Consider the following 13,298-nt stretch of genomic DNA (forward strand, 5'->3'; position numbering starts at 1 on the left):
TATTTGTTAATAGGTTTCCGCTTTCACGGAAATTATAGTGTTATTAATTTTTAAACTCGATTACTAATAGTCAATGATTATGCCATGACAAAAAATATGACATGATGTCACCTAATGAAATTATAAGCTTAAAAACAGACGTCTTAAACTGTAAGAAACCTTCCCTTAACATTCTTAAAAATTTCTTCATACAGCGATAATACTAAGCACATCATAAAGCAACGTTGCGGTGATAATTTCACCTCAACTAAAACAACCTAAATTATGAAACATTATTTACGCTTATTTTTATTCCTTTTTTGCAGCGTAGCAAGTGCACAACTCGCTACCGGAGATCTTGCTTTTGTGGCTTTTAATGCAGATGGCGATGACGACTTTGCCTTGGTTACTTTTGTAGACCTCCCTGCAAATACTGTTATTTATTTTTCTGACAAAGAGTGGACCGGAACCGCATTCAACTCTGGTGAAGCCAATTACGAATGGCAAACCGGAAGCGCCATCATTCCTGCAGGAACTGTAATGACCTTTTATGCCCTTAGTGGAACACCAACATTATCGCACGGAACCCTTATAGGTAATCCTGGAGGCATGTCTGCTTCAGCCGAAGCAGTGTTTGTATACCAAGGACCAAATATAGACACCCCCACAACTTTTATTACGGCGGTTGCCAATTCATCCTCTGCTTATGATGATGGTGCAGGAACCGGATTATTGGGCAGCGGACTTGTAGAAGGAACTACCGCAATCACCTACCCGAACGGAACCGATATCGCTGCTTACCATGGTCCTCGAACCGGATTTACCGCAAATGGGTATGTCGTTGCTTTAAATGACATGAGTAATTATGACATGCAAGATGCTAGCGGAGACCAAAGTATAGACAACGTTACACCCGATGTTCCATTTAATACTGACGCTTTTACCCTTGCTACATCAGACACTAATCCACCAAATATTGCTCAGGTCACAGTTATTAATCAATATACTGTGGAGGTGAGCTTTACGGAAGCGGTAACCTCAACGACTGCAGAAGACTTAAGTCACTATAATTTTAGTCCAACCGTTAGTATCGACGCCATAACCTATAATAATAGTACACTTACTGCGACTATTACACATTCTGGTTTTACAGTCGGTACAGCCTACACCTTATCTGTAAACAATTTAGAAGACGCTTCTGGAAACACGCAAGCAACAGCTTATGTAAGTGATGCATTATTTTACAATGATTTATCTTCAGGCTTAATCTTTACAGAAATTATGTACAACGCGCCTTCTGATGATTCTGATGCCTTAGAATTCTTAGAACTTTACAATACCACGACTACACCACTTTATTTAGGTGGTATAACGGTTAATGATGAAGGAAATTTCACTTTTACCTTTCCTGAAATGACCTTAGCTCCAGAAGCCACTGTTTTATTAGCCACAGATAAAATAACGGCGGAAGCTTTTTATGGCGTTTCATTTTTAGATATGCCACAATCCATTTCAAATGCTTTAGGAAATGGCGGAGAAGTCTTAGAAATTAAAAATTCTGATGGGACTATAATTTCACAGGTTGAATATAGCGATGACGCCCCTTGGCCAACCTCAGCAGATGGGGATGGACCTTCCTTAGAGCTATTAAATCCTAATGCTGATTTTTTTGACGGTACCAATTGGGCTCCTGCTAATAATTTGGTAGGAGCCTCCTTAGGAGATAATGTATTTGCTACTCCAGGAAGCTACACGCCTATTACCACAAGTCTCCCTCAAATTAATTTTTCAGAAAGCACTTATGTGATTCAAGAAAACGGTCTTGCGATAGATCTTACCGTAGCCTTATCAGCAACGCCTACAAGCTTAGTTTCAGTTGACCTTAATTTGGTTTCAGAATTATTAACCGCAACAGGAGTTATTGATTTTACATTCACCAATCAAACGCTCATCTTTCCGGCGTATTCTTCCACTACGCAAAGCATTACTATTCCTATTATAGATGATAATCTTCCTGAAATGGATGAACTCTTTATTCTTGAACTTTCTAACCCGAGCAACGCCACTCTTGGTGGTACCCACACTGCGGGAATTTACATTTTAGATGATGATAACGCAGAACCGTCAAGTGCCAATGCTTTAGATATTCAGTATGTATCTAGTTATATGGTTGACGCTGCTGGGTCTGCAGAAATTGTTGCCCACGACCCTGTTTCAGAACGTTTATTTGTATTAAACTCAGTCGGTCAGAAATTAGAAATTATAGATTTCTCTGATATCACTGCGATTTCCACCCTTAGCGCTATCGATTTATCGAGTTATGGCGACCCCACTAGTGTTGCTTATAAGAATAATATGGTAGCGATCGGCATTTCAAAAGGACCTTTAGAAGATGGTGTTGTGTTATTCTGTACTATTGATGGTGACATTTTAGCAACAGTTACTGCTGGAAATCTTCCCGATATGATAGGCTTTACTCCTGATGGGAATCAACTTTTAGTCGCTAATGAAGGACAACCGAATGCGGATTACTCTATTGATCCTGAAGGCAGCATCTCGGTGATTGATGTTACCGGAGGTTTAGCTAATATCTCACAGGCTGATGTTACACAGCTTAATTTTAATAGTTTTGATAGCCAAATAATCACTTTAAAAACTGCAGGAGTTAGAGTTTTTGGACCAGGTGCTACGGTATCTGAAGACTTCGAACCTGAATACATTACCTTTTCTACAAATTCTCAAACCGCTTATGTAACCTTACAAGAGAATAATGCCGTTGCCGTAATTGACCTAACAACAAATACCATTACAGACATTTTACCCTTAGGCTTAAAAGATCACAACTTAGCAGGTCATAGCTTAGACGCTTCCGATGATACGGATTTCATTTACTTATCTAATTGGCCTGTCAAAGGAATGTATATGCCCGATGCCATCGCCTCTTACGAAATTAACGGCACTACCTATTTAGTTACCGCTAATGAAGGGGATGCTAGAGAATACGACACGTTTGAAGAGGAAGAACGTGTTAGCGATTTAAACTTAGATCCTACAATTTTCCCTAATGCTGAATTTTTACAATTAGATCAAAATTTAGGGCGTTTAACAGCGACTAATGCTCATGGTGATTTAGATAACGATGGCGACTTTGATGAGATTCATGTTTTTGGATCCCGCTCTTTTAGTATTTGGAATGCAACCACGGGAACACAAGTTTATGATAGTGGTGATGATTTTGAACGTATCACCGCTAACCATCCAACTTACGGGACTTTATTTAATGCCAGTAATAGCAATAATAATTTCAAAAATAGAAGTGACAACAAGGGACCTGAACCAGAAGGTGTTACCATAGCTGAAATTAATGGCGAATTCTACGCCTTCATTACCTTAGAACGTGTTGGCGGCTTTATGACTTACAACATTACAAACCCTAACAGTCCTGTGTTTGAAAACTACAGTAATAATAGAACCTTAGGTGATGATGAAGGCGGTGATTTAGGTCCTGAAGGAATTATCTATGTCCAACCCGAAGACAGTCCAAATGCAACTGGATTAGTGATTATGGCCAATGAGGTGAGCTCTACACTCAGTTTTTATGCGCTACAGAATAACACCTTAGGTACTGATAATTATGACATAGCGTCTAAACCACTTAAGTTCTACCCTAACCCTTCTAAATCTGACGACATTGTTTATTTTAATAAAGTCGTAAGCTTAACATTAGTAGATCTACAAGGTCGCGAAATTCTTCAGAAGACAAACACAAGAACATTACAATTACCACACTTAAACTCGGGTACTTATATTGTAAAAATAGACTCAGGAGAAAGCTTAAAACTTATCATCGATTAATTTAAGATTCAATTCTTGAACCCCAAACACCTTCAATCTTGAAGGTGTTTTTTTATTATAACGTTTATGTGATCACTTCCTATAACGTTAAATTCAAGTGTAGCATTCTAATCGTCGTATAAATTTTATAACTTTCATTAAAAATAGAATCCTATGAAAAATTTCATTTATGTATTATTAAGCCTCACCTTTTTATTTATGGCCTGTGAAGGCGATCAAGGTCCTCCAGGTTTAAATGGCCTATCAGCAGATGAATACGCTGCCCTATCCTTCGAAGTTTCCCCTGTAGACTTTCAATATAATCCCGACAACGGTTTGCAAGAAGCGCTCATTGCCCTTCCCTATAATTTACTCGATAGTGACGTGGTTTTAGTCTACCGCTTAGAAGATGTCGTTACAGTTAACGGACAAGCTACGGACGCTTGGGCTCCCTTACCACAGAATTTCTTCCTCGAGGACGCTAATATTATTCAGTATGTATTTAACCACACTTATGCGGACGTTGAATTATTGATTGATGGAAATTTTGAACTTTCAACTTTAGACAGTGCCTATACCCAAAATCAAGTTTTTAGAATTGTGATTTTACCGGCTGACCTTCTTAATCTCAATATTGATGTCTCTCAACTCGATGCCGTTATAGAAGCTTATAATATCACGGACTTTGAGGCCTTATAATGAAGAATCCAACCGACTCAATAAAAAAATCCTGAAAATCTATTTCAGGATTTTTTTTATGTCTAGAACTATTTTCTTTTAAGTCACATCTTCTATATTTGCAACACGACTAAATTGCGATTTAAATGGAATGTATTTCAGTATTCGATATGCTTAAAATTGGGGTTGGCCCATCAAGTTCTCATACTTTAGGACCTTGGCGTGCTGCCGAACGTTGGATACAGGAATTAAAAGATAAAAAACGTTTTGAAAAAGTTGAACAAATAACGGTAGACCTCTATGGTTCTTTATCTTTAACAGGAAAAGGCCATGCTACGGACTACGCAGTAATTTTAGGCTTAACGGGTGCCGATCCAGAGCGAATGCCTATTGAAAACATTGACACTATTATTAATGCTGTAAAAACGGATGAGGTTTTAATGTTTAATAATGAAAGAGCAATTCCGTTTAATTTTAAAACCAATATTGTTTTCAATCGTAAATTCTTACCCTTTCACTCTAATGGGATGGTATTTACCGCCCGTATTAATGGACGTAATTACAAATCAACCTACTACTCTATTGGTGGAGGTTTTGTAGTACAAGAAGAACGTAAATTAGCAAAGGCCAATAAAATAATTTTCTACTGTACGTTCCCTTATCCAGTTTCTTATGGCGAAGAACTTTTAAAGTTTTGTAACCAATTGGATTTACCTATCTCTGGGGTGGTTTTAGAAAATGAAAAGTCCTTAAGAGCGGAATCTGATATTGATTTTGAATTGAAACGCATTTGGAACACCATGTTAGAATGCATGTACACAGGCTGCCATACCGAAGGTAATTTACCAGGAGGGCTCAATGTGAGACGTCGTGCTTTTGACACCCATAAAATTCTCATTGGAGACTATACTTATAATAGTCCGCAAGAATGGCTAGAAACCATAAGAAAAACAGAAGTTAAATTCCGACAAATTTTAAAATGGGTTAGCTGTTTTGCTTTAGCTGTTAATGAAGTTAATGCTGCTTTAGGTCGCGTAGTAACAGCGCCTACTAACGGAAGTGCTGGTGTAATCCCTGCCGTATTGATGTACTATTTAGTGATTGAAAATCATGATGCCGATTTTGAACACATTAAAAAATTCTTATTGGTTGCTGGCGAAATTGGAAGCATCTTTAAAAAAGGTGCTACGATCAGTGCTGCTATGGGAGGATGCCAAGCCGAAATAGGTGTTTCTTCAGCAATGGCTGCGGGTGCGCTTTGCGAATTACTTGGTGGTACACCAGAGCAAGTTTTAGTCGCTGCAGAAATCGCCATGGAACATCATTTAGGTTTAACCTGCGACCCTATTGGAGGTTTGGTGCAAATTCCTTGTATAGAACGTAATTCTATGGGCGCTATTAAAGCTATAAACGCTGCGGAATTAGCTTTAGACACCGATCCTAAAAATGTAAAAGTCCCCCTAGACAAAGTGGTAAACACCATGTGGGAAACAGCAAAAGATATGAATACCAAATACAAAGAAACCTCTGAAGGTGGATTAGCAGTCGGTGTTCACTTAACCGATTGTTAAACGCTCATAACAAATTAAAACGCCAAGCTAATTGTTTATACGTAGCATACCTTTGAGAACCTCAGTTCTAATAGTGCTATTTGCTCTTATTAGCACTGGTATGGTTTCGCAAGAAATCCATTCTCAATATGTTTATAAGAAAGAGAAATTAAAACAAAAATCCACAAACGGAACTTCATGGAATTATGTTGATTCGGACAGTTTAGTGCTTTATAAAAACGGAACTTTTCATCGTATAAAGTTTTACCATTATCACAGCATAATTTATTCGGAACTAAAAGGGCATTGGAGCATTGAAAATAACACTCTAACGCTTAACCTAACATTAGAGAAAGACGATAGATTAGACGATTATTGGACGGAAATTAATTCTACCCTCACCTACCGGATTAAAAAACGAAAGATTAAGCCTATAAACGGATTTGAGTTCTATACGATCCAGAATTTAAAACGCGTTAAGGATTAAAGAGGTTCTGCCAACACCATGCTTCATTCATTGTTTTGAATTTGTCTTAATGAAATTGGCGCGTAAATTATAAAAACGAAAAAGTTAATGGAAACCTATAAAAAATTAAATATTGCCGTTATTCTCATTTTATCCGTCTTAGTCATCGTTCTATTATTAGTGATTAATGATCATCCTCTATCATGGAAAATTCCCGAATCCTTTATTTTAGGATCACCTTTGTTGTTTCTTGTAACGTTCGTTCTCTCTATCATTTCAATTCGAAATCATAAAAACAAAACGGCGATTGTAACCTGTGTAATTTCGAGTATATTTATGGCTTTAACACTGTTAGCCATCATCTATTTGATAAACTACACTTACGGTCATTGAAGGTTTTAAATGTAGAAAACGCCCTCTTTATAGAATAAATGTTCTTGAAATAGAATCTTATTATCGAAAAGCTGAAAATGAATTGGAAAGAATTTAAAATAGACAACAAACCATTTAAATGGGGTCAAACGTTTAACGACTTATTCGATTTATTTGAAGGCGACAATCTGAACAAGACGACTAGCTCATGGAAATTACACAAAGTAAAATCTGAGGGCTTTTTAGGATTAGAAGCCATATCCTGTGAATTCTACGGCCCTGCTTACGATAAACCAATATCTTCAATTTCATTTGAACTAAAACCTATCCAAACAAGATGGCTTCAAAAACCGCATTCTCCTTATATGGATCAACTGGAATCTATTCTAGGAACACCAGATGGAATTCATGAAAATCCACTTCCTAAAGGAAAAAAATATAACGAAGGCTATAGCAGTAGTTATGTAACTTACGCACCGCATTGGTGGTTTGGTGATTTCAGAATCGGCTTATCCGTATATGGAGGTATCAGAAATGAAGAGTATGGAAAAACCGCAGCGTTGCTTTACATTGGCTGGTATAACGAAATAGAAATGGCCAAACCTTACCTCAGCGCATTCTACAAAAAAGAAACGGAGTTCACCAAGGGATTGACTGTCATAGCCAATTTTGAACTGGAGTATTCTCAGACAAAAACCTTCCGAAGACATTACGAATTAGCAGACGCTTCAAAAGCAGATAAGGACGAGGACATCAGAGCCGCACAACTAGCCTTATACCATACAAATCTCTTCAGAACGCCGAAAGCCTTATCAAATGAAATGCGTCCTAAACAAGTTAGCCTGATGTATTCAGACCCTACTAAAAAATACGTATTGGCTACTAAATTTGACTTCACCCTATTTGATAACGCGAGTTCTATTGAATTTATAAAAGTATTACCGGCAAGGGGTTCCGGTGGCACAGAATTTAGAATTGGAGAAATCACCCTCAAGGACCAACCCAACAGCCAAGCATTAGCGTATCTTAAAACCAAACTAGAAACCTTAGAACTTCCTGTAAAATTGTTGGAATACCAAGACGATTAAGACCTCCACACACCTGAATATAATAGCTTAAGCTTTCAATAATTTATAAGTGCTCCGGGCGACCTCTAAACAGTAAATCCTAATACAGGGAACTAAATAAAATTTCAAACAGAATGGCATGATGCTATTTTATTTTATAAATTTGCAGCCGATTTATAGATTTAGTCCAACACTGAAGAAGAAATAGGGACTGAATTTTTAGACATTGTGTAAAAGCACATACTTCAGTTATAAGGATGCTATCCTATAACTCGAGTATGTGCTTTTTTTATTTTTAATAATTTATGATATGAAAAATTTAATTAAAACTGTTTTTATTTTTTTAACTGCAATTTCCATTGTTGGTTGCTCCAATGATGATGAAACCCTAAACCCTGTGGACGATAGAAGTTTCACTACAAATGCGACCACAGACTTCTTTATTAATAAAGATGGAACCGTGAATATATCGGTCTCAGGAACATTACAAGACAACGGTAGCATTGGCAACGTTATTAATCGAGGTTTTGTTTACGGAATGTCGTCACAACCAGAAGTTAACCCAAACAATACAGCTATGGCTTTGGGCGAATTTGATTCTGTTACAGGATACATTGAAGGTTTAACGCCTACAGCAAATTATTTTATAAGAGGCTATTTTGAATATGATGACGGGACTTTTTTCTACGGAAATGAGATGCAAGTGTCAACAGACATTGATGCTAGCACCAATAGAACGATCTCTTTAGACCTAGAATCTGAAGCCTTTTTAATTCAAACTAATTTTATTACCGTAACCATCAATATTAATGCGGTTGAAAAAGAAATGCCTATTGAAGTTGGTGTTGAATACAGCCTCAGCAGCGATTTTAGCAATAGCAGCAGTAATGCAGTGGAGAATTTTAGCGGAGCACACAATCAAGGAACTATTGTCGTTACCAGCTATTCAGCTGTCGCAGAACCACTACAATCTGAAACGTTATACTACTTTAGACCTTACGCAAAATATGCCGATGAGACCTTTACTAATGGCGGAACAAGTACGGCAAGCTTTACAACAAACTAATTGAAATTAAAACGGCTACTTACGAAGCTTTTAAAATTAACGGTTCAGGTATAAACTTGAACCGTTTTGTGTTTCACCTATTGTACCAAAACTCGTGTATAAGCAAAAAGCTGATTTGTTAAAAGCCTTCATTTTTAAAATTTAGAAAACAAAAAAAATTAGGCTCTAAAACTATTTAAACCACAGCTTGTTATATAGGTTTAAAACGACATTTTAAGCGTTATCCTCGTCTTACGCTTTAAATCTCTTGAAACATAAACAGAGTTCAGTAAACTATTTCTTATTTTTACATTCAATTAATAGAATTACAATGTCAGTAGCAAAAAAAGAATACAAAAGAATAACAGTTAAGAGCCTTGTAGACATGAAAGCCCGAGGTGAAAAGATATCGATGCTTACCGCATATGATTATACCATGGCAAAAATTGTTGATGGTGCAGGGATAGACGTTATTCTTGTTGGAGATTCTGCCAGTAATGTTATGGCGGGGCACGAAACGACCCTTCCGATCACCTTAGATCAGATGATTTATCATGCTTCTTCTGTCGTGAGAGCTATTGATCGCTCTTTGGTTGTGGTTGATTTGCCTTTTGGTAGTTACCAAAGTGATCCTAAAGAAGCTTTACGTTCTGCTATTCGAATCATGAAGGAATCTGGAGGTCATGCCGTAAAAATGGAAGGCGGTAAAGAAGTAAAAGATTCTATAAAACGTATTCTTAATGCGGGTATCCCGGTAATGGGCCACTTAGGACTAACACCTCAGTCTATTTATAAATTCGGAACCTATACGGTTAGAGCCAAAGAAGAGCAAGAAGCACAACGCTTAAAAGAAGATGCCTTAATGCTAGAACGCGCGGGCTGTTTTGGAATTGTTTTAGAAAAAATCCCAGCTGCTTTAGCTAAAGAAGTCGCTGAAAGTGTTTCTATTCCGGTTATCGGAATCGGCGCTGGCGCTGGTGTAGACGGACAAGTTTTAGTCTTACACGATATGTTAGGCATGACACACGAATTTAACCCTCGTTTTTTACGCCGCTATATGAATCTGTATGAAGATATGACCAACGCTATTGGCCAGTATGTAGATGATGTTAAGTCGAAGGATTTCCCAAATGATGAGGAACAGTATTAGTTTAGAATATTAGACACTTAGACTTTATTAGATTATTTAGACAGCTAAACCTTGAAATGGCTCATAAATTTAAAGACTTACAGATTTGGAAAAGAAGTAGATTATTCTGCTCTGAAATTTATGCTATTACTTCTAAATTTCCTGATTCAGAAAAATTTGGTCTAACCAATCAATTGAGGAGAGCATCCGTTTCAATTCCTTCAAATATAGCCGAAGGACCTTCTAGAGATTCTAATAAAGATTTTGCTCGGTTTTTACAAATATCAATAGGTTCTGCTTACGAAATAGAAACTCAGCGACTTATTTCTGCTGATTTAAATTTTATCTTAGATAACGAGCTCGAATCATGCCTTTCTGAATTAAGTGAAATTATCAAAATGATTTCAAAATTTAAATCTACTTTAATCTAATATTTTCTATAAGTCTAAAAATCTAAAATGTCTAAGAAAACCCTTTCCAATAAAAACAACCTTCAAGTCATCTATGAGGACAATCACATCATCGTTGTAAACAAACGTGCTGGGGATATTGTTCAAGGAGATCGTACAGGAGACAAACCCTTAAGCGAGGTTGTAAAATCGTATTTAAAAGAGAAATATAAAAAGGAAGGCAATGTATACCTTGGTGTGGTGCATCGTTTAGACCGACCAACCACAGGAATTGTAATGTTTGCTAAAACCAGTAAAGCGTTACCACGGTTAAATAAATTATTCGCCGAGAAAACGGCTAAGAAAACCTATTGGGCCTTAGTAAAAAACGCCCCTCCTCAACTGGAAGACACTTTAGTGAACTGGTTGAAAAAGAACCCGAAGAACAATAAATCTACCGCTTACAGCAAAGAAGTTAACGGAAGTAAAAAAGCAATTCTTCATTATAAATTAAAACAAACTTTAGACAACTTCTACCTTTTAGAAATTGATTTAGAAACCGGAAGACACCACCAGATCCGAACCCAATTAGCCACTATAGGATGCCCCATTAAAGGCGATTTAAAATATGGTTTTGATCGGAGCAACAAGGACGCAAGTATTAGTCTCCATGCTAGAACGCTAAGTTTTGTTCATCCTGTTAAAAAAGAAGATATTTTTATCACCGCCCCTTTACCTAACGATCCGCTTTGGAAAGCGTGTAATACTAACTAGTTTTATACGGGTATTGTAACAATAAGGTTGTTCCCTCCCCTTGCTGGGTTTTTAACTCTAGGTGTGCCTGTATTAATTCGGCTCTTTTTTCTAAGTTGATAAGCCCAGAGCCTTTCGCTACAGTAGCTATATCAAACCCTTGTCCGTCATCTTTCAACGTAATCGTTAAATTCTCCGTGCCATAGGCTAGTGAAACATTGAGATGCTCGGCTTCCGCATATTTTAGCGTATTTGAAAAGAACTCTTGAAGCATTCTAAACAAAATCACTTCATCCTTTTTATTTTCAAAACTCACCTTCTCGCCTACCACAGATAATTCAGACCGAATCAAGCCTGATTTATTTAAACGGTCAATTTCATTTTTAACTGTCGCTTCAAACCCTAATTTAAAAATTACATCACTGTTTAGGGATTTAGACAAGGCTCTCACTTCCTCTAAAGCATCCTTTAAGGCTTTAGCAGAATTATCAACTTTAGACTTATCCTCCACTTTTACACCACTTGCCACTGCATTCATTTGCATAGTCGCTAATACCAACATTTGCCCTACATTATCATGGAGTTCACGCCCCACGTGTTTTAAAGTCTCTTCTTGAATTTCCTGCTGCGTTTTTATTAATTCCGCATCAAATTGCTGCTGCTGCTCCACTTTATCAAGCAATAATTGATTTTTTCGCTTTTGAAACATGAGAAAAAACAACACAAAGACCACTAAAATGGTCAACACAAAAAAGATGACGTAAGACACTAAAGCTATTTCTTCGTTGCTTACTATTTTTTTGTCCGTAATGTGAAAAGAAAACAAAAGGTATAACATAAATAAAGGGACATATTTGCTATAAAAAGATAGAAGTTTCTAAATTCTATAAACTTATCATTGATAACGTTTAAATAGCTATTAAAAATAAAAATCGGAGTGACACTCAAGTACCAAAGCAACAAGCTTGAACTGATATAAAAAACAGGTAATTTGTAGAAGTGTAAAATTTTATCACTTTTAAGGAGTTGCCTATAATAAAACATAACAAAAACAAACACCAAAAATGTTTCTACAAAAACACCATAAGGCAAAGAAAATTTAAAGAAAGTCCCGCTCATCGCAAAATAAACGATCGTAAAACAGACATAAGCAATTACTAAAATTCTTATGAGTTTTGTAACTGAGGGATCTTTGATCACCCGCTCATAAAATTGTCCGAATAAAATTATAGACACCGCGCTGTAGAGGTTATAAAGCCAATTATTAGAACGAAACACCGAATTTTTTATCCAAACAAACCATTCATAATCGTAATCATTCTGCAAAATATAGCCATACATCCCAAAAGTTTCTACAAAGACCGTTACCCATAGGTACCACACAAAAACAACTAAAGTCTTATCTTTAACCTTCAAGCTATAGTAAGACCCCGCTAAGGCGGCTACAAGCTCAACAATGTGCATTGCAAGAACATAATTAGACATGCTAGACCTTTTTTATTGCGGATAATTAGCTCCTGGTGGCTTACCGTGACCGGCAAAATCTAAACCATCAGCCCCTTCAATATCATGACCGCCATCTTGAAGTAGTAACATACCGCCTTCTGAGACATTTTTATAGCCCGTAGGCACAAGAAGAACAGTTGTAAGACCTTTCCCCTCACTTGTATCCGGATGTGCTCCTAAATACAGCCTTAGGCCGTCAAGAATATAACCTTCATTTGAGGCCTGTTGTTTCGCGTAAGCCAAATACCCCTCTAAATCTTCTATGTTATACCAAGCCGATCGATTATCTCCGGTTTTAGAATTTTTAAACAACGAATCATTTATGATGCTATAACGCTCATTATACGCACGATCTAAGGTTTTAATTTGTTCAGGGCTAATTACCCCTGAAGGTGCTGTAACTCCGGGAGGAGAGGTTACAACAGTTTCCCTATGCATTAGAAAATATACAGCCAAAGCACCGCATAGAATTCCTAATACAAATAATCCTAAATTTCTCATTATACGTCGTTCTCGTGGTTTAATTACGG

At 37.0% G+C, this 13,298-nt stretch carries 11 protein-coding genes; 9 read left to right on the forward strand and 2 right to left on the reverse strand.

Annotated features, from left to right (window positions below):
• Positions 1-264 precede the first annotated feature (264 nt).
• From ACFQ13_RS04135 to ACFQ13_RS04175, 9 genes are all read left to right on the forward strand, one after another.
• Positions 265-3,834 (forward strand): choice-of-anchor I family protein, encoded by a 3,570-nt coding sequence (locus tag ACFQ13_RS04135; protein WP_386114336.1) that lies wholly within the window; start codon positions 265-267, stop codon positions 3,832-3,834.
• A 153-nt stretch (positions 3,835-3,987) separates the two neighbouring features.
• Positions 3,988-4,512 (forward strand): collagen-like protein, encoded by a 525-nt coding sequence (locus ACFQ13_RS04140; protein WP_386114339.1) that lies wholly within the window; start codon positions 3,988-3,990, stop codon positions 4,510-4,512.
• 125 nt (positions 4,513-4,637) lie between these two features.
• Positions 4,638-6,062 (forward strand): L-serine ammonia-lyase, encoded by a 1,425-nt coding sequence (locus ACFQ13_RS04145; protein ID WP_114309606.1) that lies wholly within the window; start codon positions 4,638-4,640, stop codon positions 6,060-6,062.
• A 100-nt stretch (positions 6,063-6,162) separates the two neighbouring features.
• The gene (locus ACFQ13_RS04150; RefSeq protein ID WP_386114342.1) at positions 6,163-6,528 is read left to right on the forward strand and encodes a hypothetical protein; all 366 of its coding nucleotides are present in this window, start codon (positions 6,163-6,165) and stop codon (positions 6,526-6,528) included.
• Between the two features lie 449 nt (positions 6,529-6,977).
• On the forward strand, positions 6,978-7,967 hold the full coding sequence (locus ACFQ13_RS04155; protein ID WP_386114344.1) for a hypothetical protein: 990 nt from the start codon (positions 6,978-6,980) through the stop codon (positions 7,965-7,967).
• A 289-nt stretch (positions 7,968-8,256) separates the two neighbouring features.
• Complete coding sequence (locus ACFQ13_RS04160) at positions 8,257-9,012, forward strand: hypothetical protein (protein ID WP_386114347.1); 756 nt, start codon at positions 8,257-8,259, stop codon at positions 9,010-9,012.
• Between the two features lie 310 nt (positions 9,013-9,322).
• Positions 9,323-10,141, forward strand: a complete 819-nt coding sequence (gene panB / locus ACFQ13_RS04165; protein ID WP_386114350.1) for a 3-methyl-2-oxobutanoate hydroxymethyltransferase — start codon at positions 9,323-9,325, stop codon at positions 10,139-10,141.
• 56 nt (positions 10,142-10,197) lie between these two features.
• Complete coding sequence (locus ACFQ13_RS04170) at positions 10,198-10,551, forward strand: four helix bundle protein (protein ID WP_386114353.1); 354 nt, start codon at positions 10,198-10,200, stop codon at positions 10,549-10,551.
• A gap of 27 nt (positions 10,552-10,578) precedes the next feature.
• Entirely contained in the window at positions 10,579-11,283 is a 705-nt protein-coding gene (locus tag ACFQ13_RS04175) for an RluA family pseudouridine synthase (protein ID WP_386114356.1), read from the forward strand.
• Here ACFQ13_RS04175 and ACFQ13_RS04180 read toward each other — a convergent pair.
• Both ACFQ13_RS04180 and ACFQ13_RS04185 read right to left on the reverse strand, forming a co-directional pair.
• Positions 11,276-12,100 (reverse strand): sensor histidine kinase, encoded by an 825-nt coding sequence (locus ACFQ13_RS04180; RefSeq protein ID WP_386114359.1) that lies wholly within the window; start codon positions 12,098-12,100, stop codon positions 11,276-11,278. The two genes, ACFQ13_RS04175 and ACFQ13_RS04180, sit on opposite strands and share 8 nt — an antisense overlap.
• Positions 12,101-12,759: 659 nt before the next feature.
• A complete protein-coding gene (locus ACFQ13_RS04185) occupies positions 12,760-13,269 on the reverse strand; it encodes a hypothetical protein (protein WP_386114362.1) in 510 nt (169 codons plus the stop codon).
• Positions 13,270-13,298 lie beyond the last annotated feature (29 nt).

It is taken from the genome of Winogradskyella rapida (assembly GCF_042675845.1).
GTDB lineage: Bacteria > Bacteroidota > Bacteroidia > Flavobacteriales > Flavobacteriaceae > Winogradskyella > Winogradskyella rapida.

Coding starts and splice junctions, on each gene's coding strand:
- ACFQ13_RS04140 (WP_386114339.1), top strand. CDS start 3,988: ATGAAAAATTTCATTTATGTATTATTAAGCCTCACCTTTTTATTTATG.
- ACFQ13_RS04160 (WP_386114347.1), top strand. CDS start 8,257: ATGAAAAATTTAATTAAAACTGTTTTTATTTTTTTAACTGCAATTTCC.
- ACFQ13_RS04145 (WP_114309606.1), top strand. CDS start 4,638: ATGGAATGTATTTCAGTATTCGATATGCTTAAAATTGGGGTTGGCCCA.
- ACFQ13_RS04175 (WP_386114356.1), top strand. CDS start 10,579: ATGTCTAAGAAAACCCTTTCCAATAAAAACAACCTTCAAGTCATCTAT.
- ACFQ13_RS04170 (WP_386114353.1), top strand. CDS start 10,198: ATGGCTCATAAATTTAAAGACTTACAGATTTGGAAAAGAAGTAGATTA.
- ACFQ13_RS04150 (WP_386114342.1), top strand. CDS start 6,163: ATGGTTTCGCAAGAAATCCATTCTCAATATGTTTATAAGAAAGAGAAA.
- ACFQ13_RS04155 (WP_386114344.1), top strand. CDS start 6,978: ATGAATTGGAAAGAATTTAAAATAGACAACAAACCATTTAAATGGGGT.
- ACFQ13_RS04185 (WP_386114362.1), bottom strand. CDS start 13,269: ATGAGAAATTTAGGATTATTTGTATTAGGAATTCTATGCGGTGCTTTG.
- ACFQ13_RS04135 (WP_386114336.1), top strand. CDS start 265: ATGAAACATTATTTACGCTTATTTTTATTCCTTTTTTGCAGCGTAGCA.
- panB (WP_386114350.1), top strand. CDS start 9,323: ATGTCAGTAGCAAAAAAAGAATACAAAAGAATAACAGTTAAGAGCCTT.
- ACFQ13_RS04180 (WP_386114359.1), bottom strand. CDS start 12,100: ATGTTATACCTTTTGTTTTCTTTTCACATTACGGACAAAAAAATAGTA.